Genomic DNA, 23906 nt, shown 5'->3' on the forward strand with positions numbered 1-23906 from the left:
TTTTGAATCGATACTTCATTGCCGAACAATGAACTGCTGCATTTCACTACAGTACCACCACAGCTTCATCAAGGCGCTATCCCGAAATCAGGCCGTCATTTGATTTCGGGCCTGCTTTTTTGTTACTTTTTTGCAGGAGCAAAAAAGTAAAGGCATTGATAGGGTTTATGCAAAAAAACACACAAGTCTTAAATTAAAAATCCAACAAAAAGGGCGCAAACACTTGCGCCCTTTTCCTTAAAATGCATGTCGTATTTTGCTCCTTCACAAAGCATTGCCATGAAAAAATACCTGTTGCTGCTGCCATTGCTTTTCATCTTCACCATCCTGACCGCCCAGGACCTTTCGCTCTTCGAAAAACGCCGCCTGGTGCAAGGCGCCGACACGTTGCCGTACCGCCTGCTCTTGCCCAAAAATTTTGATGCAACAAAAGAGTATCCGTTGGTACTGGTGCTGCACGGTGCCGGCGAACGGGGCAACGACAATGAAGCCCAACTGGTGCATGGCGCCAAACTATTTGTGCAGGATTCGGTTCGCGACCGCTACCCGGCCATCGTGGTGTTTCCGCAGTGCCCTAAAATGGGCTACTGGGCGCCGGTACAGTTTGGGCAGGATGCTGCCGGCAAACGCACCTTTAGTTACCCGCCCGATGCGCCAGCCACCCGGCCCATGCAATTGGTGATGCAGTTGCTCGATTCGTTAGACCAACAGTTTAAACTGGATGACGACCGTATGTATGTAGGCGGCCTTTCTATGGGCGGCATGGGCACCTTCGACCTGGTGGCCCGCAAGCCCAAAACCTTTGCCGCGGCTTTTCCCATTTGCGGCGGCGGTGCGCCGGAACACGCCAAGGCATTGCGTCGCACCAAATGGTGGGTGTTTCATGGCGATGCAGATGATGTAGTACCCTGGCAACTTTCCGAAACCATGGTAGCTGCCATCAAAAAGCAGCGGCGTGCCTCGGTGAAGTTTACCGTGTATCCCGGCGTAAACCACAATAGCTGGGACAAGGCGTTTGCAGAGCCGCAACTGCTGCCCTGGCTTTTTGCGCAGGAAAATTAGCGGCGCCGTATGCTTGCAATTCTGTCTAACAGGCCGTAGGCCCGCTGGTCATTCTGTTCGGGGTAAATGAGCGGACCCGCCTATTTTTGTGGTGCAATCAAACCTGCTTATGATGTACCTCAAAAAACTAGCGGCCCTGTTGCTGGCCTTTTCCACTACCCAGGCTTTTGCGCAGGAAGGCGGCGCACAAGTTGAAAACGTTACCCGCTTTACGTTTATTTCGCCCGGCTTTGGCCACGAGCAGCGGGTGGGCAAAAACACAACGCTGGTAGCCCACGCTTATTTAAGCCCGTACGCTTCTATTTTTTATTCCAATGCTTTTGGCGAAGAATCTTTCAATGCGGAGTTTAGGCTGGAAACGGCCGTCTCCTTGCAGTACCGATATTATTACAACTTTGCACGCCGCCAGGAAAAAGGGCAGCGCACTGCCAAAAACAGCATGAACTATATTGCTCCGAAGTACACCGCACTGTTTACCAACAGGCGCATGTCGAGTGCTTATTTACCGGAGGAAAATTCGCGGGCCGTAAATACCCTTGGCGTGGTGTGGGGCCTGCAGCGCAACCTGCCGGGCAGGCTCAGTCTCGATTTCAATGCAGGCCTGGGCTACCAGTTTGCAAAAGGACATACCTACAATGATATGGGCATGAAGGTGGAAAAAAGCTACGGCGATGTAGCCATCATGAGCGGTATTACGCTAGGCATTTGGCTGGGCAAAAAAGAGGCGGAGCAGTAAACGCCTATTTTACTTCTTCAAATTCGATGTAGTCTTCATCATCGCCACGGGCGGTGGAATGAACCGAAGCTTTTTGCTGGTTGTATTGACGGCCGGGATCGGCAGCACCCTGGTGTGCGGCCATTTGCTCCTGCATGTGGCGGAAGCTTTTTTTTACCTGCCGGGTGGTGCGTACAATGGGAACAATCAATCCAAACACCAACCGGTATAGCATGTACGCCAGAAAAATGTAAAGAAGTAGTGAAAGTATCATTGCCGCAAAGGTAAACAACAGGCGCCAAGCAGATATAATTTGGAAAGTATTTAAGGTTTACCTTAACTTTGCCGCAGGAAAAGAAACAAAGAAGGGAACGAAGACCGTTCCCTTCTTCATTTTTACTATGCAAACAGAATCAGCAATAGAGGCAATTGTTCAAAAGCTGGAACCGTTGCTGGCAGCGCATCCCACGCATTTTTTAGTAGATATCCGCATCAAGCCCACCAACAACATCAAAGTGTTTGTTGATGCCGACGAAGGCATGCCCCTGTCCAACCTGGTGCAGTACAACCGTGCCCTGTACAAAGTGTTGGAAGAAAGCGGCATGTATCCCGATGGCAATTTTTCGCTGGAGGTGTCATCGCCGGGGCTGGATGAACCATTGAAGTTGCAGCGCCAGTACAAAAAGAACGTGGGCCGCTATCTTGAAGTGCAACTGCTCGATGGCAGCGTGAAAGAAGGAAAACTGCTGGAAACAACTGAAGATGGCATACTGCTGGAAATAGAAACCGGCAAGGGCCGCAAAAAAGAAGTGACCCAGGAAACCATTTTATTTACCGATATAAAAATTACAAAAGTTCAAGTAAAATTTTAATAGCCGCAAGCCACTGGCTGCTAGCCATTAGCTAGTAGCTGGCAGCTAGAAGCTAGTAGCTAAAATTCTCATCATATGGCAAGTATCAACATGATCGAGGCGTTCCAGGACTTTAAGGATGCCGAAAACATAGACCGCCCCACGCTGATGCGTGTAGTGGAAGACGTGTTTAAAACCCTGCTGCGCAAAAAATACGGCGACGACGCAAATTTCGACGTTATCGTAAACGCCGAAAAGGGTGACCTGGAGATCGTTCGCCGCCGTATGATTGTACCCGATGGCGAGGTGCTGGATGCCAATGCAGAAGTGGGCTACAGCGACGCCGTTAAAATTGAACCCGACTTTGAAGTGGGCGAAGAACTGTACGAGGGCATCGACCTCTACGACTTTGGCCGCCGCGCCATCCTGGCTGCCCGCCAAACGCTGGCCAGCCGCATTTCGGACCTGAAGAAAAACGTACTGGCTAAAAAATACAACGACCGCATTGGCGAGATCACTTCGGCCGAAGTATACCAGGTTTGGAAAAAGGAGATTTTGTTGCTCGATGAAGAAGGCAACGAACTGATCCTGCCCAAGAGCGAACAAATTCCGCAGGACTACTTTAAAAAAGGCGAATCGATCCGTGCCGTGGTGAAAAAAGTAGACCTGAAAAATAATAACCCCGTGATCATTCTTTCCCGCACTGCGCCTGAGTTTCTGGCAAAATTGTTGGAAATAGAAGTTCCGGAAATTTTCGACGGGCTTATTACCATCAAAAAGATCGTTCGCGACCCGGGCGAAAGGGCAAAAGTGGCCGTAGAAAGCTACGATGACCGCATCGACCCGGTGGGTGCCTGCGTGGGTATGAAAGGCAGCCGTATTCATGGCATTGTTCGGGAGTTGAAAAACGAGAACATCGATGTGATCAACTACACCAGCAACACGCAACTGCTGATCCAGCGTTCGCTTACACCGGCCAAGATCACCAGTATGGAGCTGGACAACGAAGGCAAGCATGCTTCGGTTTACCTGAAACCCGACCAGGTGTCGCTGGCCATTGGCCGCCGCGGGGTAAACATCAAGCTGGCCTGCGAACTGACGGGTTACGACATCGACGTGTACCGCGACAATGAAGGTGAAGTGGAAGACTTCGACATCGATCTGCAGGAGTTCAGCGATGAGCTGGAAGGCTGGGTGATTGATGAACTGAAGCGTGTGGGTTGCGATACTGCCCGTAGCGTGTTGGACCTGAGCGTAGAAGAACTAGAGCGCCGCACCGACCTTGAAAAAGAAACCATCGAGGAAGTGCGCCGGGTGCTGGAATCGGAATTTGAGAAAGAGTAGCAAGAAAGTTAACCGGATGTTTGCAACCGCAGCAGCGAAACAAAACGTTCAGTTGACTATACATCTATACATTTGCACAACGTTAACATTATAACCCCGCCTTCCAGTAGGGAAGGAAAGGGGGAGGCAATTATGGCAGAAACAACAACACCAAGGTTAATGGCCGCGGCCAAAGAGTTCAACATCGGTAAAGACACCCTTGTGGACTTTTTGGTAGACAAAGGATTTAACAAAGACGATCTGAAGCCGACTTCAAAGCTTACGGAAGATATGTACCGTGCTTTGCAGAATGCGTTTCAGGGCGACAAGGTTGCTAAATTAAAAAGCGAACAGATTGACCTGCCTAAAGGCGCTACAGGCGAAGCAAAGCGCAAAAAAGAAGAAGAGGAACTGCATTTCCGCAAGGAAAAAGAAGCGCCTAAAGTAGTAGCTAAAAAAGAAGAAGCGCCTGCAGCACCTGCACCGGCCCCTGCCGCCGAACCCCCGGCGCCGGCGCCTCAGCCTGCACCAGCGCCCCAGCCCGAGCCGGAGCGCATTGAAGTGCCCGAAGTGGCCCCCGAGCCGCCGGCACCGCAGCCCGAGCCTCCGGTGGAAGAACCGCCGGTTCAGCCTGTGGCCGAACCCGAAGTAGCCAAAACGCCCACATTCGGGCCTAAGATTCTCGATAAGATCGACCTGTCGGCAATTGACTCCTCTACCCGTCCGAAAAAGACGATTGAGAAAAAACAAGCCGCGCCGGCTCCGGTCGAAGCACCACAGGCACAAGCACCTGCACCAGAAGTGGAGGCCGAGCCTGTAGTGGCCGCAGCACCCCAACAACCCGAGCCGCAGCCCGAGGTGCCCGCAGCACCAGCCGAAACGCCGGTTGTGGAAACCATTGAGGCGCCGGTACTGGAAGCGCAAGCCGAAACACCTGCCCCTGTTGACGAAAACGAAGCACCCCCGGTGATTGAAAACATACAGGCCGAAAGGCTGACCGGACCCAAAATTTTGGGTAAGATCCAACTGCCGGTGGAAAACGATACCCGTCCTCGCCCAGCCGATGAAAAGCGCAAACGCAAACGCATTCCCATCGAAAAGCGGGATACTACTGCCCCCCAGCGCGGCGGTGCCCAGCAAGGTGGCGCACAGCAGGGACAAGGCGGCGGCCCACGCCCAACGCCCCAGCCCGGACAGGGCGGTGGCGGACGCTTCACGCCCAACCTGGCTAAAAACCGCCAGCAAGGCGGTGGTGGCCGTTTTCAGCCCCGTGAGGACAAGCAGATCGACGAAAAAGAAATTCAACGGAAAATACAGGAAACGCAGGCCAAGCTGTCGGGCGGGTCGGGTCGTGGTGGCCGCAACGTAAAAGCCAAACTGCGCCGCGAACGCCGCCAGGAGATGGCCGATGCCCAACACGAAGGCGACAACAAGCTGCAGGTTACCGAATTTATCTCGGTAAGCGAGCTGGCCAACCTGATGGATGTTTCCTTTGCCGAAGTAATCTCGAAGTGTATGGGACTGGGCATCATGGTGTCCATCAACCAGCGCCTCGACGCCGAGGTAATCGAACTCGTTTCTTCCGAATTTGGCTACGATGTCGAATTCATCGACATGGAAAAGCAATTGGAAATGGACGAGGAAGAAGAAGCCGATAGCGAGGAAGATAAGCAACCCCGTTCGCCCATTGTTACCATCATGGGTCACGTGGACCACGGTAAAACATCGCTCCTTGACTATATCCGCAGCGCCACGGTAGTAGCTGGTGAGGCGGGTGGCATTACCCAGCACATTGGTGCCTACCAGGTAAACCTGCCCAACGGCAAAGACATTACCTTCCTCGATACTCCTGGTCACGAAGCCTTTACGGCCATGCGTGCCCGTGGTGCCAAGCTTACCGATATTGCGGTAATTGTGGTAGCGGCCGACGATGCGGTGATGCCCCAAACACGGGAAGCCATCAGCCACGCACAGGCGGCAGGCGTACCGATGATTTTTGCTGTAAACAAAATAGATAAAGACGGCGCCAACCCGCAAAAAATTTACGAACAACTGGCCGGTATGAACCTGCTGGTGGAAGAGTGGGGCGGTAAATTCCAAAGCCAGGAGTTGTCGGCTAAAAAAGGCCTGAACATCGACCTGCTGCTGGAAAAGATCCTGCTGGAAGCCGAACTACTGGACCTGAAAGCAAACGCCGACCGCGAAGCAAGCGGCGTGATTGTAGAAGCAACGCTGGACAAAGGCCGTGGTTATGTTGCCACCATCCTGGTGCAGAACGGAACGCTCAAAAACGGCGACATCGTGGTTTCGGGTCAGCATTTTGGCCGCGTAAAAGCAATGTTCAACGAACGCAACAAGCGTGTTGATAAAGCCGGGCCTTCTACGCCGGTACTGATCCTTGGCCTGAACGGTGCGCCGCAGGCTGGTGAAAAGTTCCGCGTGTACCAGGACGAAAGTGAAGCCAAAGAAGTGGCCAACAAACGTGCCCAGATCCTGCGCGAACAGGGCATGCGTGCCAAGAAGCATATTACGCTGGATGAGATCGGTCGTCGTTTGGCACTGGGCAACTTTAAAGAACTGAAAGTGATCATCAAAGGTGACGTGGACGGTTCGGTAGAAGCCCTGTCGGATTCGCTGCAAAAGCTTTCTACAGAAGAAATCGTTGTAAGCGTGATCCACAAAGGCGTGGGCCAGATCAACGAAAGCGACGTGGTGCTGGCAGAAGCATCCGACGCGGTGATCATCGGCTTTAACGTTCGCCCTTCGATGCAGGCCAACCGCCTGGCCGAAGGTGCCGGTATCCAGATCAAAACCTACTCCATCATCTACCAGGTGATCGACGAGATCAAGAGCGCCATGGAAGGTATGTTGGAGCCCAAGGTTCAGGAAAAGATCGTGGCCAACGTGGAGGTACGCGAAGTGTACCGCTTCGACAAGGTTACGGTTGCCGGTTGCTACGTGCTGGATGGCAAGATTGCCCGCAACAACAAGATCCGCGTGATCCGCGACGGTATTGTGGAGTTCCCGAAAGGCGAAAACGCACAGGCCGAACTGGGCTCGCTGAAACGCTACAAGGACGACGTGAAAGACGTTCCTTCAGGCATGGAATGCGGTTTGACCGTGAAAAACTTTGCCGATCTGAAAGTGGGCGATATTGTAGAAGCCTACGAGATCGAAGAAGTAAAACGAACACTGTAACAAGAGGCATTTTTATAAAAATGCCGCACCTAAATACAAAGCCTGCAACAGCAATGTTGCAGGCTTTTTTGTTAAGTAACAATTGAAAGGATGATTGTCGATGTAACTTGATTTGAATGTTAAGCAAAGGGTTGATGAAAAGGATACGGTCGTATTTTTAAAACAATTCCATTACATGCGTTTAAGTTTTATTTATCTCATAATGGCGATAACGTTTATATCAAGTTGCCAAGTGAATACAAAAAGATTTACATCGAATGATGGATGGTATAGTTTAGCCCTTCCTGTCGGTTGGAGCGAGTACGATGATGGAGACGATGGTACCTACGCATTTTATAACGCAACAACGTGGACGGGCAATTTGCGGATCACTACACTGCATTGGGAAAACAAGGCAAACGAGGACGCAACTAGCGAATTTATCTCGCAAGAAATGCAGGAAAATAAGGGTGCTTCTAAGATAAGAGTGGGTGCATTTGATGGCACATTTTATAAAACAGAAGTAGAGGAAGATGGTGTAATGATGCCAATATATTATTGGATTTTTGGCAAAGACAACAACATGTTTATCGGCTCATTTACCACCAACAAGAAACATGAGCAGGATAAAAATACCTTGGCTGAAGTGGAAGGAATTATTCAAAGCATCACCATAAACTGATGGTGCAGCACTATAACAAACCTCTTTTGCGGTTTTAAACAGTTTCCGCTGCCAGTTTTTTACCCAAATACTAATGCACTGGTCCCTCAAAAAAACCGCACTTATAAAAGCCAAGCCACCACGCTATAATTTTCCATTTTGCTTTTGTACATTAACCCTGCACTAAAAACAAGCTACCCAAATTACTGGTGTAGCCAACCCAAAGCTTTTGTAACAACCGGCTACACAACAGCCAACCGGTTTTTCTTCTTCCTATTTAATCCTTTTGCAATATGCTACAACATCGTTGTTTCCTTGCTATTGTATTGTTCCTCATTTTATCTGTCGGTGCATCGGCACAAAACACAACCGATACCCGCCTGCTGTGGCAACCGGCCATCAGCAAAGACCAGATCGCGTTTATTTATGCCGAAGACCTGTGGGTGGCCAACAGGGATGGCTCTTATCCCCGCAGGCTAACGGTAAGCGAAGGCTCCGAATCCAACCCCGTGTTTTCACCCGATGGCAGCACCATTGCCTTTACGGCCCATTACGATGGCAACATGGATGTTTTTGTGGTGCCTGCAGCCGGCGGCGTGCCCCAGCGCCTCACCTGGCATCCCGGTGCCGACCTAGTCCGCGACTTTTCACCCGATGGAAAAAAGGTGCTGTTTGCATCGCAGCGCAATAGTTTTACCAGCCGGTATTTCCAGTTGTTTACGGTAGATATAGCTTCGGGTGCCGAGCAGCAATTGCCCGTTCCCAATGCGTTCTGGGCTTCGTACAGCCCCGATGGGGCCAGCATTGCCTACACCACCATCCCCGATGCATTCAACCAGTGGAAAGGTTACCGTGGCGGCACTATGAGCCGCATTTGGATATACGATACAAAAAAGCATGGCGTCACCGAAATTCCCAAACCCAAAGGGGGGAGCAACGACTCCAAACCGGTATGGAAAGGGGCCAAAGTGTATTTCCGCAGCGACCGCAATGGCGAGTTCAATGTGTACAGCTATGATGTGGCAGGCAAAACAGTAACGCAACTAACAAAAGGCACCGACTTTCCTGTTTCCAGCCTCGAAGGATCGAAGGATGCAATCATTTTTGCGCAGGGCGGCTACCTGCATGTGCTGGATGCAGCAACTGGCAATACTGCTAAAATTAAAGTGGGCATTGCCGCCGACTTGCTCGATCACCGCCCTAGGTATGTTCGCGGCGACCAGTACATCCGCGGCGGCGACATATCGCCATCAGGTGCCCGGGTAGTGATGGATTATCGTGGCGACATTATTACACTGCCGGCGCAAAAAGGTGATGTGTTTAACCTGACCAACACACCGGGAGTGCACGAAAAAGAACCGGCCTGGTCGCCCAACGGAAAATCGATCGCTTACTTCAGTGATGCCTCGGGCGAATATGCATTGCACATCAAAAACGGCGACGGCACAGGTGAACTAAAAGTTATTCAATTGAATGGCTCAGGGTTTTATGCCCGTATTCATTGGTCGCCCGATAGCAAGAAACTGACTTTTGTTGACAATGGTCGCGGCCTGTATGTGGCTGATGTGGCAAGCGGGAAAACAACAAAGATTGCAGAAGATATAAACTATGTACCTGGCCCGTACCGTGACCTGTTTGGCAGTTGGTCGTCGGACGGCAACCTCATTGCCTACACTACCATTTCCGAAACCAATTTTCAGCGGGCATGGGTCTATTCTATTTCCGAAGCCAAATCCCATGCGCTTACCGATGCCCTGTCTGATGTAACCGAGCCTACGTTTGATCCTTCGGGCAAATATATTTACCTACTCGCCAGTACTGATGCAGGCCCCGTCGTCAACTGGTTTGACCAGTCGAGCCAGGACATGGAAGCTACCAATTCCATTTACCTGGTAACCCTGCAAAAATCAGTGCCTTCGCCTTTTGCCAAAGAAAACGAGGTGGAACTCACCAGCGATAGTGCCGGCAGCAAAGGCCCCTACAAGGCCGACTCCAGCCGCACCCGGGTAAGGATCGATTGGGAGGGCATTCAGTCGCGTATTGTGCCGCTGCCACTTGCACGGGGCCGTTACCGGTCGCTTTCGGTGGTAAAAGAAGGCGAGCTGTTTTACCTGAGTGCCTCACCGCACGATGCTACGCCCACCATGCTCCACATGTACAGTTTGAAAAAGCGGAAGGAAGAACCCATCATGCCGGCCGATGGCTACAGCATTGCGGCCAAAGGCGAAAAAACAGTATTCATCAGCAAGGGAAAATGGGGTATTGCGCCAACAGGTCAAAAGCCCACACCTGAGTCGATGATCAATACCGGCGCCATACAGGTAAAAATGGTCCCCAAGGAAGAGTGGCGCAACATCTTCAACGAAGCCTGGCGGGTTAACCGCGATTATTTTTACGACCCCAACATGCACGGCGTAAACTGGGCGGCCATGAAAAAGAAATACGAAGCCCTGTTGCCCGATGTAGCCAGCACCGACGACCTGTACCGCGTGATGCAATGGATGTTCAGCGAACTGGGGGTAGGGCACCACCGCTTTGCGTCGCTGGGCGACAGGCGTTCGAGTCCGCAGGTAGTGCCCGGCGGTTTGCTGGGGGCCGATTATGAAACGGTCAACAACCGGTACCGCATCAAAAAGATTTATGGAGGCCTCAACTGGACGCCCGATCTGCGGTCGCCGCTCACCGAACCCGGTGTGGATGTGCGGGTGGGGGATTATATTTTAAAAGTAAATGGCGCCGATGTTACGGCCGATAAAAATTTCTACAGCTATTTTGAAAACACGGCCGAAAAGATTGTGACCATGACCGTTGCTGCCGATGCCAGCGGCGCCAATACCCGCACCGTAAAAGTAGTGCCCGTGGCCAGCGAAGTAGCGCTGCGCAACCGCGACTGGGTGGAAGGAAACATGCGCAAGGTATCGGAAGCTACCAACGGGCAGGTAGCTTATGTGTATGTGCCCAATACCACCACGCAAGGGCATGAGTATTTTAAACGGTACTTTTTCCCGCAGGCCAACAGGGCCGCCATCATTATCGACGAACGGTTTAACGGCGGCGGGCAATTGGCGGATTATTATATCGACCTGCTCAAGCGGCCGGTGCAATCGTACTGGCGCTACCGGCATGGCAAAGATCAAAAGGCACCCAATGCATCCATTCAAGGGCCCAAGGTGATGCTGATTGATGAATCGGCCGGCTCGGGCGGCGACTACCTGCCGTTCCTCTTCCGGCAGGCCAAACTGGGCACGCTGGTAGGCAAAACTACCTGGGGCGGATTGGTGGGTATTTTGGGTTACCCCGAGTTTATTGATGGCGGCGTGGTAACGGCACCCAACCTGGCATTTTTTGATGAAAATGGCTTTGGCATTGAAAACGTAGGCACCCCTCCCGACATTGAAGTAGAGCAGTGGCCTGCTGATGTGATTGCCGGCCGCGATCCGCAACTGGAAAAGGCCATACAGGTTGTAATGGACGAACTCAAAAAGAATCCACCGAAAAAAGCACCGGCTCCCAAAGCTCCTGTGAAGGCAAGGTTGTAGCAACTACAGCAAAACTGCTTTCTATGTGGTGCAGCTATTTTTTGCAGTCAAATCGTTTTGTTGCCGGTGCTACTGCCAGTTTTTTGCAAAACGATTTGCTGCTTTTGCTCCCTATTGCGGCGGCCTGTTTGTGTGCTTTATTTGGTTCAAGCACCCTGCAAAAGCAGCAGCATAATCAACGAACCAACACTTGCTAACAACCCTTTCATTTAATAAAAAAACAACCGGCAGGTTAGCTGTAAACAGTGCGCTAAATTGAATCCTGGAATATACATTTGCCCATGGCCAAAAGAGAAAGTAAAAGCAATTTACCCGCTGCGCAAGAGCAAGCATTGCTGCAAACATTGCAAACCCGTTTTGAACAAAACATGCACCGCCATGTGGGCTTCAAATGGGCTGATGTACAACAACGACTTGAAGGCAATGAAGGGAAACTTTGGTCGCTCAACGAAATGGAAGAAACCGGCGGCGAGCCCGATGTAATTGGCCAGGATGCAGCAACCGGCGCCTACATTTTTTGCGACTGCGCTGCCGAAAGTCCCAAAGGCCGCCGCAGCCTGTGTTACGACCATGAAGCTTGGGAGGCCAGGAAAGAAGCTCGCCCTGCAGGCAACGTGATCGACACCGCCGCGGCCATGGGCATTGAACTGCTCAATGAAGAAGAGTACCGGGCGCTGCAGCAATTTGGCCCATTCGATACCAAAACCTCCAGCTGGATCAGGACACCCGATGCCATCCGCGATTTGGGCGGTGCCCTGTTTTGCGATTATCGCTACGGCACCGTATTTACCTACCACAATGGCGCTTCGTCTTATTATGCAGCCAGGGCTTTTAGGGGAATGCTTAAGGTGTAATTTTCTCGGTGTGGCTATAGACTTTTTGTAACGGATAAATTGCAATGGACAAAACAAATGTACCTGACCGGGCGCATCAACATACCCAAAGACAAAGCACTCGACTACACAGGATGGACTGTTTTATGCATCACTAGTTTGCTGATGCGGTTTGCGCTTCCGCTTGTCGACAATATCATTCATTCCATAGGTTTTTATTGGAATACTTGTTGTACGGCACCCTATTATCTTCGGCAATCCTTTGGCTGATATACAAGTACAACCGGGATTATTTTGACGGTGGTGGCGAAAGGCGGGCAAGTGCCGTACTCAGTTATTTTTTCGGGGTCATTGGGCTTTTTGTTTTCGAATCCGCTTATTACAATTCTGTCACGGCAAAAGCGGCTAGCAGAAACGTGCAGGCATTTGTAATAAAGAAAATCGAATCGGGACGTCCCGCCATACCGAAGGTATTGTTGCAGTTAACCAATCATAAAGAACAATTTCATCCCAACTGGCCGGAGTGGCGACGCATGCAGCCAAACAACACTGTGGTGCTCAACGTGGGCCGGGGCAAACTTGGCTACGATTATATCTTTAGTTTTTCAACTCTTCCTTCGGCGCACAAACAAGCCCAAAAGCTTAGCCTGCCATAACAAGTAGCGGCAACTTTTACAAGTCGTTAAAAGACCCTCCCAACCCCTTTATCTTCCAATTGCCTTTGGTAAATTAGCACCTCCTTAAACAGAGGTTCAACCATGAGAAAACTTACAACAGCCCTTGCCGCCGGCATTGCCGTGGCCGGCCTGGTGGCCTTTACCCCACCCGGCGATAAGAAACCCAAGTACATCGACAAAGCCAATATGGACCTTTCGGTAGCACCCGGTGAAAATTTTTACCTATATGCCAATGGCTCGTGGCTAAAAAGCAACCCGGTGCCCGGTTCCAAAACCCGATGGGGCTCGTTTGATGTGCTGCGCGAAGAAAGCTCCCGCCGCCTGCAGGCGCTGCTTACTGAGGCTTCCAAAAAAGGGGCTAGCGATCCGAAGATGCAGCAGATCGGCGATTTTTACCTCAGTGGTATGGATACCGCTGCCATCGATGCCAAGGGTTTTACCCCCATTGCTGCCGACCTCCAGCGCATTGATGCCATCAAAGACGTAGCGGGTTTGCTCAATGAAATTGCATTTGCCCGCACACAAGGCAGCAGCAGTGCGCTGTTTGGCTTTTTTGTAACGCAGGACCGTAAGGCCGTTACCCAATACATTCCGCAGCTATCTCAAGGCGGTACCACGCTGCCCGACCGCGATTATTACCTGAAGGGGGACAGCCGTAGCACCGCCATCCGCAATGCGTATGCACAGCATTTGAACAAAATGTTTGCCCTCATTGGCGAAGATGCAGCTACTGCGCAGGCCCATGCCGATGCCGTGATGCGTATTGAAACGGCCTTGGCAAAAGCCCAGATGAGCCGCACCGAAATGCGCGACCCCTACAAAACCTACAACAAGTTTGCGGTAAGGGACTTCAGCGCAACAACGCCATCCATCGATTGGAATGCGATGCTCAACAACCTCAAACTGACCGGCGCCGACAGCGTGATCGTGAACAACCCGGCGTTTTTTAAAACCGTGGATGTCCTGCTTACCGCAGTGCCGCTTGCCGACTGGAAAACTTACCTGAAATGGCGCCTGCTCGATAACAGCGCGGCGTACCTGAGCAAGCCTTTTGTGCAGCAGAACTTTGCCATGACGCAGGTGCTGACCGGCCAAAAGGAGTTGACGCCCCGCTGGCAGTTCACCTCGTCGCTGATCGATAACCAACTGGGCGACCTGTTGGGTCAATTGTATGTAAGCAAATACTTTAAACCCGAGGCCAAGGCCCGCATGCAGGAGCTGGTGAAAAACCTGGAAACCACTTTTGCCGGCCGCATTCAGCGCCTCGACTGGATGAGTGACGAAACCAAGGTAAGGGCCTTGGAAAAGCTCAATGCTTTTACCAAAAAGATCGGCTACCCCGATGTGTGGAAAGACTATTCGTCGATTAAAATTGACCGCGCCGATTTTGTGGGCAACCTGCGCCGGGCCAGCCAGTGGGCCTACAACGATATGGTGACCCGCTATGGCAAACCCGTGGACAAAACCCGCTGGGGCATGACGCCGCCCACCATCAACGCTTACTACAGCCCCTCGAACAACGAGATTGCTTTTCCTGCGGGCATCCTGCAGTTTCCGTTCTTTGATTTTGGCGCCGACGATGCCATCAACTACGGCGGTATTGGTGCGGTGATCGGCCATGAAATTACCCACGGCTTTGATGATAACGGCGCCCAGTACGCCGCCGACGGCAACCTGAAAAACTGGTGGACCAAAGATGACGAAGCGAAGTTTAAAGGCCTGGCCAACCGCGTGGTGGAACAGTACAATGCGCTGACCGTGCTCGATACCATTCATGTAAACGGACGCCTCACCCTCGGCGAAAACATTGCCGACCTCGGCGGCCTCAACATGGCCTATGAAGCGTTTACCAAAACCAAGCAATTCAAAGAAGGCAAAAAGATCGACGGCTTTACGCCGGCACAACGCTTTTTCCTCAACTGGGCGCAGGTTTGGCGCAACAACGCCCTGCCCGAAACACAGGCGCAACTGATCCTCACCGATTCGCATGCACCCGGCATGCACCGTGCCAACGGCCCTGTTGTAAACATCGACGCCTGGTACGAAGCATTTGGCATTGAGCCCGGCGACAAGATGTACGTAGCGCCGGAAAAGCGGATTAGGATCTGGTAAGACTAGAACTAGGATTTTTTGGATTGTAAAAGATTAGTTTGGAAAAGGGAGTGGCGGATGATTTTGCCACTCCCTTTTTTATTTGTTTGTTGGTGTAGCCGGCTGCTGTAATGCTATTGTAATGTCGTTGCGTCGCACACTTGTACGTTCTGTATGCTATTGTGCTTTACTTATGTACCCGTGGTAAACCATTTCCTTTCATTAGCTGTCATGCCGAACTCGTTTCGGCATCCCCTGCACCTGGCAGGGTTCATAAAGCAAAAGGAGATGCCGAAACAAGTTCGGCATGACAGACTCTGATTGTAATAAGTTGCCTTCGCTGCCGCTAAAATCATACACTTTCCTCATAATCCTCTTTGCTTCTAATCCCGCTTTTGCCCTTGTCATCCTGAGCGCAGCGAAGGATCTGAGCCTACATCATCACAAACATAGCAATAACAAGAGTCTACCTTTTCCACAACAATACTTTAAACTCCAACACCCAGATGCTTCGCTGCGCTCAGCATGACAAGCAAAGACCCAACACATAAAGCAACAATTTGTCATCAAAGCAAACCCTCATAAAATCCAAAGCAGATCACCAACAAAAAAAGCCACAAGGAACCCAAATTCCTTGTGGCTATAATCATATCAAACCTCCTCAAAAATCCTCTCCAATCCCAGTGCTTAACTCCGTTCCTGGAACCTCAGCCACCGCTCCGGGTATTCATTGGCCGCGGCCACCTGGTAATCGCGGAAAGAGCAGGCGATGAACTTGCCATCGGGCAGTTGCATCCACCAGCGGCCGGTGCGTTTGCTTTGCAAAAACAGCGTGTCGTTGTCGGAGAAGGTAACGTGGTATTCGTTGAACGACTCACGTTCATCAATATGCGCTTCGCGGAGGCCGCGGCTGCGGCCGTCGATGAGGTACCAGATCATTTGCGCCAGCTGCTTGGCGGTAAGGCTTTCGCGGTCGTGCTCGGGGCGGTAGCCATAGAGGCCAATGCTGCGCATGTGGGTGCTCATGCCGGCGTACTGCATCAGGATGCAGGCGTCCTCGCCGGTGAGGCCGTTGGGTGTAACCGTGTTGGCTGGCGCATAAGCATGTGCAATGGCGCTGATGTCGAAGGTAAACAGGTGTGCATTGCGCACCACCGGTTCCATTTCCTCTATTTGTTCCCGCACCTTGCCCACACGGAAGCAATCAAAGCGCAGCTTGTCCATGGTTTCCAGCAGGCGCGGGTGCACAAAATAGCTTTGAAATCCGATGTGGCTGTAGTGGTTCATGTAGTTGGGGTCGGCGGTGAGCAGGTCCATGAGGAACGACTCCGACTTGAGCGGCGACCCGATATGAATATCCACCACGGCATCCACACCCACGGCGTCGATCAGTTCCTTGTTGTCGGCAAAGGCGTTGTATTGCGCCAGCGTCAGGTCGTGGGAGCCGCCCAGGATCACCACCAGCTTGCCCATTTCCGTTAGTTCGTGCTGCACCATTTTGAGGGCGGCGTAGGTATCGGTTTTCGATTTGCCGGTGCGAACGTTGCCGAGGTCGGCCAGTACAATATCGTGGTGCCAGTAATAGAGGTTATACAGGGCGCTGCGGATAGCATCGGCAGCGCTGCTTTCGTGCAGCAGGCCGGCGCCGCGCTGCTCGGTGCAGCCAATAAACACAATATCGGCCGCTTCAATATCGGGGATTCCTTCCTCCTCGTGGGCCAGTATGGCGTGGCCGATCTGGCCTTCGCGGTAGCCCATATCTTCCGAAATGCGGTGCTTGTCGATGGGTAGCAACAGGGTGTTGAGCGTGTCGTACATAGGGCGGCAAAAATAACCGTGGATTACCGGATTGGCGGGATTGGGGGGATTTTTTTTGGTGGGCGAAACTGCGGGGCCGTTTGGGCCTTAGGCGTCCCGCAGTTTGTCATGCTGAGCGCAGCGAAGTATCTAAGTGGTATCGGATCGTCGCTCGTCTCTTTTTGATGTTGTTGTGTTTGCCCGGGTTCAAGTGCCGTCTTCACCGACAAGTTTAAAAAAATTGGTATGGTTTATTAGTTGACGGTGGGCTAGTGCACAAAATCAGCACGTCAAGCTAAAGATGGCTCAAGAAATTCCAAACGAGTTAGCTAAGTGATGCCAACAATCGTTAATATTGGATTCCATTTTTAATGCCGAATCACTAACTGCCAAGTTCTTTTCTCCATGTATCAAAGAGTTAATATTGAAGAAATACTTTCAAAAGTAAAGACGCTTCCAAGTGAAAGTATTGAGTCAGAAATTATTGAGTTTAAGAATTACGCGAATGAAAATGCTTTACATAACTGCAAGGCATTGGCAGAAGAAGTATCTGCCTTCGCGAATAAAAGCGGCGGAATAATAATAATTGGGGTTGTAGATAGTTCTGATATCAAAAATAAGACATGGCAAGGTCAGCTGAATGGATTTGAAAGAATTGATTTAGATATAACAAAACAAAGATTAACTGGAAAATTAAAACCCTTCATAGACTTAAAAATTCATTACTATTTATTTGAAGGCAATAATTACTTGTGTATTCACGTGCCAAAACGGACAGATACAATTGTAGCAACAGCTGGTGGTAAAATCTGCATTCGGGATGGTAAATCTAGTCGTCCAGCGAGCCCCGATGAAATAACGAATCTTGTGAAATCCTTACAATTCTACGACTGGAGTGCTGAGGATATAGATATTGATATTATTGAAGCATTAGATTCTCACGCTGTATATGCCGCTAAGCAAGATTATTGCCATCGTAGAAAAATTGATATATCAGAAATCGAAACGAAAGCTTTTCTAGAATCAATTAATGCGACGAGGAATGGAATATTAAACAAGTCCGGTTTGCTTTTTCTCGGCAAGTCTTCTTTTATACGTCAGTATCTAGGAAATTATGAATACAGATTTTCTTGGCGGACAAAAAGTGGTCAACTTGTGCTAAATGATGTATGGGCTGATTGCCTTTGGAATACAATAACAAAGGCAAAGACCTACTTCAACTCGTGTAATAATAAGTTATCTATCACTTATAAAGGTGAAAATTTTGAGTTTGATCAACTTGATTCGGATGCCTTTCATGAGGCGTATTTAAATGCGATGGTTCATAGAGATTATAGCCATAGTGGTATGGTATCTGTAAACTATACAGAAAAGCAATTAACGATCACAAGCCCTGGCGGGTTTTACGGCGGCATCACAAGTGACAACATAGTATATCACGAGCCAAGACATCGAAACAAGAATTTGGCTAGCACTTTAATGTTGTTTCAGCTAGTGGACAGAGCTGGGATTGGAATAACTCGAATAGGACTTAGGTCGTTGATGTATGGGCGGTCATTTCCAAAGTTTATAGAAAAGGATGAAAGTATAGAGGTTGTGATGGATGCTGAGTTTTTCCGGCCTGCAATATTTGTCATAACCAGATTAGTAAATTCTTTTGGTGTAGTGGAATTATTTATTTTAAATAGTGTTTTTGGAGTTGGGCATATCTCAATACCGGAATTAGAAAAAAGGCTAAGGAAAATTGTAGAGAAACCTTGGGACGCAATAAAAAGTGCAATGGATAATGATGAGATAAAAAAGTATGTCAGGTATAGTGGGACAAACAAGGGCATATACATATGTGTAACGGACACGTATTTTGATTTCTTCGAAGTAAAAAAGAAATTAAAATCAAGTTCTACAAGTGAAAAACATGTGGCTTTATTTAGCTACCTAAAGGAATATGGTAGTTGTAGCAATGAGGAAATATCTAGTCTTTTCGGACATAAGCATGCTAGTCAAACAAGTGTATTTTTGAGAAAAGCAGAATATGTAAAGAAGGGAAAAAGTATACATAGTAAGTGGATCCTAGATGACAAACTTTAAATGCAATTTCAGGCAAAAGAGAAATCAACTGAATTAGAAAAAATCTGCAAAATGATATTCCCAGCCGTACAAGTGTGCGACGCAACCACAGCCCAATAGCCATACTTCAGCCGGCTACATAAAAATTCTTCACCGCCCGTTTGCAAGTTCGAACGGTTTGTCCGATATCGGACAGTTTTTCAAAATAAAATTGTCGCAATGCGCTGGCCTTCAGTGTTTTAAGTTTGGCACCGGCCTTGGATGCAATAAGTCCGAAATGCAACATTTATGGACAAGGTCATTGCCAAAGAAGTAACTGCCCAAAAGAGAAAAAAGACGGTTCTATACATCCTCATTTCCCTCGTTATACTGCTGGCTGCTGTTTTCTCCCTGCGCTTTGCGGTGCACTCCAGCATCAGCAAAAGCAGCATCACTACCGCAGTGGTGGAGGTGGGCGATATTGAAAATACCATTTCCGCTTCCGGCGAAATGCGCCCCGAGTTTGAGCAGGTGCTGTCCAGCGCCATCAACGCCTCCATACAGGATGTGCTGATCGATGCAGGCGCTAATGTAACTGCGGGCCAGTCGTTACTGATGCTGGATAAATCGGCCGCGCAAACCGAATACGAAAAGCTGCGCTACACCCTGGAATCGAAACGCAACGCCATTCAAAAACTAAAGCTGGAACTGGAGAAAAGCTTTTTCGATATCCGCTCCAACAACGACATCAAGCAACTGCGCATCAACAGCCTGCAGGCGGCCCTGGAAGATGCCAAACGGCTGTACAAAGCAGGCGGCGGCACCCGTGAAGACATTGAGCAGGCCGAGCTGAATTTGAAAGTAGCGCTGTTGGAAAAAAAGCAACTCGAAAACGAAGTGCGGTCCAAACAAAAGACGATGCAGGTGGAGATCCGCGAATCGGAACTGGCCGCAGCCGTGCAACAGCAAGACATGAACGAGCTGCAACGAAAGCTGCAACTGGCGCAGGTTACGGCCAGCCGGCCGGGCGTGGTAACATGGGTGAATAAAAACATTGGCGCCAGCGTAATGGAAGGCGAGCCGCTGGTGCGCATTGCCAACCTCGAAAGCTTTAAAGTAACCGGTTCGATTTCGGACAACTACCTGGGCCAGCTAACCAACGGCATGGAAGCCATCGTGGTGATCAACGACACGCAGTTCCGCGGCACGGTGGTCAACATCAACCCTTCGGTGCAAAACGGCATTCTTTCTTTTGATGTGCAGCTTGCCGAGAAAAAACACAGCCTGTACCGCCCCAACATGAAAGTGGATGTGTACCTGGTTACCGACAAACATGCCAACGTGCTGAAAGTGGCCAACGGGCCTGCATTTAAAGGTACCAATGTGCAGGACCTGTTTGTGGTGCAAAAGGACAAAGCGGTGCGCCGCACGGTGCATATCGGTTTGATCAATTTTGACCATGTGGAACTCAAGGACAATGTGCAGAAGGGCGACGTGATCATTACCTCCGACATGAGCGACTATAAGAACGCTAAAGAAATAGCCCTCAAAAACTAGTTTTTTTATGAAACAACCAATACTAACGGCGCTGCTCCTCGGTGCTATGTGCTGCCACGCCCAGCAAGCGGATACCATCAAGGTATCGCTTACGGAAGTGGTGGCCATGGCAAAGGAGCGATCCATTGCATCGAGGCAGGCGCAAACGGTAAAGGAAACGCGTTACTGGCAGTACCGCACCTTCCGCTCCAACTATGCGCCGCAGCTATCCCTGCAGGGCAATGCACCTGGCTACAACAAACAATTTATACCGGTGGTGCAGCCTAATGGCACCATCGATTTTCAGCCGGTGCACAACAACAATTCGTCGCTCAATTTATCGTTCAGCCAAAGCCTGGCGGCCACCGGTGGCACTGTGTTTGGCACCACGCAAATTCAGCGCTTTGATGATTTTGATCGCAAGAATACTTTGTACAACGGTGTGCCGTACGGGCTGGGTTATAGCCAGCCGCTTTTTAAGTTCAATGCACTGAAATGGGACCAGCGCATTGAGCCGTTGAAGTACAACGAAAGCAAGCAGCAGTTCATTGAGTCGATGGAAGAAATTGCACTGTCGGCAAGCACCTTGTTTTTCGATCAACTGCTGGCGCAGGTAAACCTGCAGATTGCCGAAACCAATTTTACCAACACCAAAAACATCATGCGCATTGCAGCCGAGAAATATGAGATGGGTAAAATTTCGCGCAACGAAATTTTGCAGCTGCAACTGGAAGAACTGAAAGCACAAAAAGCCGTAGGCACGGCACGCCGCGATATTGAAATTGCGAACCTGAATCTAAAAGCATTTGCCGGCATGCAGGGCGATGCAAAGATTGAACTGTTGGTGCCCGAAGCTATTTCGATGATCCGCATTGCGCATGAAAAAGTGTTGTCGGAAGCTTATGCCAACCGCTCCGATGCCATTGCATTTATGCGCCGCGAGCTGGAAGCCAGCCGCGATGTGGCGAAGGCAAAAGGCGACAACGGCATCAACGCTACGCTGACTGCACGATTGGGTTATTCAAAAAGCGCTACCTCGTTTACCAAAATGTACCAGTCGCCCAAAGACCAGCAACTGCTGCAACTGGAGTTTGACATTCCAATCCTGGATTGGGGCCGCTCTAAATCACGCACCAAAACAGCGGAAGCAAACCGTAAGTTTACCGAGTATGCCGTGGAGCAGGACAAGCAAAATTTTGCACAGGAAATTGTTACCGAAGTAACCTTGTTTGACATGATGAAAGACCAGGTGGCGCTGGCCCGCCGGGCTGATAGCATTGCCTCAGAAAAATACACCATTGCCAAAGACCGGTATGTGCTGGGCAACCTGAGCATCACCGACCTGAGTATTGCCTTCCAGGAAAAAGACCAGGCCAAACGGGATTATGTTTTTGCGCTGCGCGATTACTGGAAAGCCTTTTACCGCCTGCGTTACCTGTCGCTATACGATTTTGAAAACGAGCAAAAAATTGTCTATAAATAATGCCACAAATACGAGAAGGCACGAAGGGGCACAAAGGGATTTCTTCGTGTTCCTTTGTGTCCTTTGTGTCTCCGTGTTTCAAATAAAATATTCACCAAACTAAAACCAACCAAATGATCCAGTTAAAAAAAATTGAAAAAACATACCGCACCGATACCATTGAAACACTTGCGCTGAACGGCATTAATTTGAATATTGCCAAGGGCGAATTTCTTTCCATCATGGGCCCGTCGGGTTGCGGTAAAAGTACCCTGCTCAACATCATGGGTTTGCTGGATGCACCCAGCAGCGGCGAAGTGCTGATTGATGGACAGCAAACCACGCATCTAACCGACAAAGCACTGGCCCGCTTCCGCAACCAAAAGATTGGGTTCATTTTTCAAAGCTTTCACCTGATCAACGACCTGAAGGTTTTGGACAACGTGGAGCTGCCACTCTTGTACCGCAACATATCTGCAAAAGAACGTACTGAGCTGGCCAAAGAAGCGTTGGTAAAAGTGGGCCTGAGCAACCGCATGAAACATTTTCCCGCACAACTGTCGGGTGGTCAAAAACAGCGTGTGGCCATTGCCCGTGCCATTGTGGGCAAGCCCGAATTGATCCTTGCCGATGAACCCACGGGTAACCTAGATAGCGCCATGGGCAACGAGATCATGGAGCTGCTGCTGCACCTCAACGAAGTGGACGGCGCTACCATTGTAATGGTTACTCACGATGAAACGATGGCCAAAAAAACGCATCGACTGGTGCGCCTGTTTGATGGCTCGCAGGTAAACGATCACGCTTTAAAACCAATGTATGCTTAAGAACTATTTTAAAATAGCGATTGCGGTATTGAAGCGCCGCAAGTTCTTTACGTTCATCTCGCTTTTTGGTATTGCATTTACGCTTACCATTCTGATTGTGGCTACCGCATTTGTTGACAATGCCGTTAGTGCCAATTATCCCGAGGCCAACCGCGACCGGTCGCTGTACATCAACATGCTGGAACAGAGAAACCCGGAGAAAGGTTATTCGATGAACGGCCCCATGAGTTATCATTATGCCAGCACTTATATCAGCACACTCAAAACGCCGGAGAAAGTGGCTTTGGGCACCATGTTTACACCCACCAATACTTATGTGGCCAACAAAAAACTGGTGATTGACCTGAAGCTGACAAACGCCGAGTTTTGGGATGTGATGCAGTTCCATTTTTTGGAAGGAAAACCTTACGGCCAGCAACAAATTGCCAACAACGAACTGGTGGCTGTTATATCAGAAGAAACCAGGCGGGAATACTTTGGTGATGTTGCATCAGTGGTGGGTAAAACCATCGAAACCGACAACGTAAAATACAAAGTGATGGGTGTGGTAAAAAGCGTGCCGGTAACCATGCTCGTTTCTTACGCCGATATGTATGTGCCATACACGGCTTCAAAAACCAACCTCAAAACGAAATCTTACAATGGTATGTTCATGGCGGTGTTGATGGGCCGCACCAAAGCCGACCTGCCGAAGATGAAAGCCGAATATGCCAGCGTGGTAGCCAAAGTGCCGCCCGGCGATGCGGAGATGAAGCAGGTGATCAGCCATGCCGACAAGTACCTGGAAAGCTTTGTACGGTCCTCGCCGCTGCGTGGAAAGGACGGCCCGAATATGAGCATGCTGTACCTGGTGCTGGTGGTGTTTGTGTTGTTGTTTATGTTGCTGCCCACGCTCAACCTGGTCAACATCAACATAAGCCGCATCATGGAGCGGTCGTCGGAAATTGGCGTCCGCAAAGCGTTTGGCGCATCATCGGGTACATTGATCGGGCAGTTTGTGGTGGAAAATTTAATCCTCACGGCCATCGGTACCGTCATTGGTGTGGCACTTTCATTTATCGTGCTGCAATACATCAATAGCTCGGGTATGATTGCCAATATCCACCTAACCATCAACTTCACGGTGTTGTTATACAGCGTTATTGCCTGTATTGTCTTTGGCTTGTTGTCCGGCGTATATCCCGCCTGGCGCATGTCGCGGCTGCAAGTGGTAGCAGCGCTGAAGGCGTGAAGAACGTGAAACGTCAGACGTGAATGGTGAATAGTGAATGGTGAATTTGAGGATCGCTGATGTGAAGATGGCTGATTT

At 50.0% G+C, this 23906-nt stretch carries 17 protein-coding genes; 15 read left to right on the forward strand and 2 right to left on the reverse strand.

The window, feature by feature from the left end; genetic code table 11:
• Nucleotides 1-279: 279 nt before the first annotated feature.
• Both EPD17_RS03860 and EPD17_RS03865 read left to right on the forward strand, forming a co-directional pair.
• Complete coding sequence (locus tag EPD17_RS03860; protein WP_132051931.1) at nucleotides 280-1062, forward strand: carboxylesterase family protein; 783 nt, start codon at nucleotides 280-282, stop codon at nucleotides 1060-1062.
• Nucleotides 1063-1171: 109 nt separating this feature from the next.
• The gene (locus EPD17_RS03865; RefSeq protein WP_114236944.1) at nucleotides 1172-1798 is read left to right on the forward strand and encodes a DUF3575 domain-containing protein; all 627 of its coding nucleotides are present in this window, start codon (nucleotides 1172-1174) and stop codon (nucleotides 1796-1798) included.
• A 4-nt stretch (nucleotides 1799-1802) separates the two neighbouring features.
• On the opposite strand, the gene EPD17_RS03870 is transcribed toward EPD17_RS03865, so the two are convergent.
• Entirely contained in the window at nucleotides 1803-2051 is a 249-nt protein-coding gene (locus EPD17_RS03870) for a hypothetical protein (RefSeq protein WP_123893676.1), read from the reverse strand.
• A gap of 127 nt (nucleotides 2052-2178) precedes the next feature.
• On the opposite strand from EPD17_RS03870, the gene EPD17_RS03875 reads away from it, so the two are divergent.
• The 8 genes from EPD17_RS03875 to EPD17_RS03910 all read left to right on the forward strand — a co-directional run bounded on the left by EPD17_RS03875 (nucleotide 2179) and on the right by EPD17_RS03910 (nucleotide 14950).
• Nucleotides 2179-2649, forward strand: coding sequence for a ribosome maturation factor RimP (locus tag EPD17_RS03875; RefSeq protein WP_132051933.1), 471 nt, complete (start codon nucleotides 2179-2181; stop codon nucleotides 2647-2649).
• A gap of 75 nt (nucleotides 2650-2724) precedes the next feature.
• On the forward strand, nucleotides 2725-3972 hold the full coding sequence (nusA, locus tag EPD17_RS03880) for a transcription termination factor NusA (RefSeq protein ID WP_114236947.1): 1248 nt from the start codon (nucleotides 2725-2727) through the stop codon (nucleotides 3970-3972).
• A 159-nt stretch (nucleotides 3973-4131) separates the two neighbouring features.
• Nucleotides 4132-7149 carry a translation initiation factor IF-2 gene (gene infB / locus EPD17_RS03885; protein WP_240040733.1) on the forward strand — a complete coding sequence of 1006 codons (3018 nt, stop codon included), beginning with the start codon at nucleotides 4132-4134 and terminating at the stop codon, nucleotides 7147-7149.
• A 175-nt stretch (nucleotides 7150-7324) separates the two neighbouring features.
• Nucleotides 7325-7810, forward strand: coding sequence for a DUF3805 domain-containing protein (locus EPD17_RS03890; RefSeq protein ID WP_132051937.1), 486 nt, complete (start codon nucleotides 7325-7327; stop codon nucleotides 7808-7810).
• 272 nt (nucleotides 7811-8082) lie between these two features.
• Nucleotides 8083-11328, forward strand: a complete 3246-nt coding sequence (locus EPD17_RS03895; protein WP_132051939.1) for a S41 family peptidase — start codon at nucleotides 8083-8085, stop codon at nucleotides 11326-11328.
• 281 nt (nucleotides 11329-11609) lie between these two features.
• Entirely contained in the window at nucleotides 11610-12182 is a 573-nt protein-coding gene (locus tag EPD17_RS03900) for a DUF4256 domain-containing protein (RefSeq protein ID WP_132051941.1), read from the forward strand.
• A 206-nt stretch (nucleotides 12183-12388) separates the two neighbouring features.
• A complete protein-coding gene (locus EPD17_RS03905; RefSeq protein WP_132051943.1) occupies nucleotides 12389-12817 on the forward strand; it encodes a hypothetical protein in 429 nt (142 codons plus the stop codon).
• 102 nt (nucleotides 12818-12919) lie between these two features.
• Nucleotides 12920-14950 carry a M13 family metallopeptidase gene (locus EPD17_RS03910; RefSeq protein WP_132051945.1) on the forward strand — a complete coding sequence of 677 codons (2031 nt, stop codon included), beginning with the start codon at nucleotides 12920-12922 and terminating at the stop codon, nucleotides 14948-14950.
• Nucleotides 14951-15616: 666 nt separating this feature from the next.
• Here the strand turns inward: EPD17_RS03910 and EPD17_RS03915 are convergent.
• Nucleotides 15617-16747: a formimidoylglutamase gene (locus EPD17_RS03915; RefSeq protein WP_132051947.1), complete on the reverse strand. Its 1131-nt coding sequence runs from the start codon at nucleotides 16745-16747 to the stop codon at nucleotides 15617-15619.
• A gap of 384 nt (nucleotides 16748-17131) precedes the next feature.
• Between EPD17_RS03915 and EPD17_RS03920 the strand changes: the two genes are divergently transcribed.
• From EPD17_RS03920 to EPD17_RS03940, 5 genes are all read left to right on the forward strand, one after another.
• On the forward strand, nucleotides 17132-18814 hold the full coding sequence (locus EPD17_RS03920) for an RNA-binding domain-containing protein (protein WP_132051949.1): 1683 nt from the start codon (nucleotides 17132-17134) through the stop codon (nucleotides 18812-18814).
• A 267-nt stretch (nucleotides 18815-19081) separates the two neighbouring features.
• Nucleotides 19082-20329 carry an efflux RND transporter periplasmic adaptor subunit gene (locus tag EPD17_RS03925; RefSeq protein WP_132051951.1) on the forward strand — a complete coding sequence of 416 codons (1248 nt, stop codon included), beginning with the start codon at nucleotides 19082-19084 and terminating at the stop codon, nucleotides 20327-20329.
• 7 nt (nucleotides 20330-20336) lie between these two features.
• Nucleotides 20337-21791: a TolC family protein gene (locus EPD17_RS03930; RefSeq protein ID WP_132051953.1), complete on the forward strand. Its 1455-nt coding sequence runs from the start codon at nucleotides 20337-20339 to the stop codon at nucleotides 21789-21791.
• A 113-nt stretch (nucleotides 21792-21904) separates the two neighbouring features.
• A complete protein-coding gene (locus tag EPD17_RS03935; RefSeq protein ID WP_132051955.1) occupies nucleotides 21905-22597 on the forward strand; it encodes an ABC transporter ATP-binding protein in 693 nt (230 codons plus the stop codon).
• On the forward strand, nucleotides 22590-23828 hold the full coding sequence (locus EPD17_RS03940) for an ABC transporter permease (protein ID WP_132051957.1): 1239 nt from the start codon (nucleotides 22590-22592) through the stop codon (nucleotides 23826-23828). Before EPD17_RS03935 ends, EPD17_RS03940 begins: the two co-directional genes overlap by 8 nt.
• Nucleotides 23829-23906 lie beyond the last annotated feature (78 nt).

Source organism: Pseudocnuella soli (genome assembly GCF_004347775.1).
Classification (GTDB): Bacteria; Bacteroidota; Bacteroidia; order Chitinophagales; family Chitinophagaceae; genus Flavisolibacter; species Flavisolibacter aquaticus.

Coding starts and splice junctions, on each gene's coding strand:
- EPD17_RS03860 (WP_132051931.1), top strand. CDS start 280: ATGAAAAAATACCTGTTGCTGCTGCCATTGCTTTTCATCTTCACCATC.
- EPD17_RS03865 (WP_114236944.1), top strand. CDS start 1,172: ATGATGTACCTCAAAAAACTAGCGGCCCTGTTGCTGGCCTTTTCCACT.
- EPD17_RS03870 (WP_123893676.1), bottom strand. CDS start 2,051: ATGATACTTTCACTACTTCTTTACATTTTTCTGGCGTACATGCTATAC.
- EPD17_RS03875 (WP_132051933.1), top strand. CDS start 2,179: ATGCAAACAGAATCAGCAATAGAGGCAATTGTTCAAAAGCTGGAACCG.
- nusA (WP_114236947.1), top strand. CDS start 2,725: ATGGCAAGTATCAACATGATCGAGGCGTTCCAGGACTTTAAGGATGCC.
- infB (WP_240040733.1), top strand. CDS start 4,132: ATGGCCGCGGCCAAAGAGTTCAACATCGGTAAAGACACCCTTGTGGAC.
- EPD17_RS03890 (WP_132051937.1), top strand. CDS start 7,325: ATGCGTTTAAGTTTTATTTATCTCATAATGGCGATAACGTTTATATCA.
- EPD17_RS03895 (WP_132051939.1), top strand. CDS start 8,083: ATGCTACAACATCGTTGTTTCCTTGCTATTGTATTGTTCCTCATTTTA.
- EPD17_RS03900 (WP_132051941.1), top strand. CDS start 11,610: ATGGCCAAAAGAGAAAGTAAAAGCAATTTACCCGCTGCGCAAGAGCAA.
- EPD17_RS03910 (WP_132051945.1), top strand. CDS start 12,920: ATGAGAAAACTTACAACAGCCCTTGCCGCCGGCATTGCCGTGGCCGGC.
- EPD17_RS03915 (WP_132051947.1), bottom strand. CDS start 16,747: ATGTACGACACGCTCAACACCCTGTTGCTACCCATCGACAAGCACCGC.
- EPD17_RS03920 (WP_132051949.1), top strand. CDS start 17,132: ATGTATCAAAGAGTTAATATTGAAGAAATACTTTCAAAAGTAAAGACG.
- EPD17_RS03925 (WP_132051951.1), top strand. CDS start 19,082: ATGGACAAGGTCATTGCCAAAGAAGTAACTGCCCAAAAGAGAAAAAAG.
- EPD17_RS03930 (WP_132051953.1), top strand. CDS start 20,337: ATGAAACAACCAATACTAACGGCGCTGCTCCTCGGTGCTATGTGCTGC.
- EPD17_RS03935 (WP_132051955.1), top strand. CDS start 21,905: ATGATCCAGTTAAAAAAAATTGAAAAAACATACCGCACCGATACCATT.
- EPD17_RS03940 (WP_132051957.1), top strand. CDS start 22,590: ATGCTTAAGAACTATTTTAAAATAGCGATTGCGGTATTGAAGCGCCGC.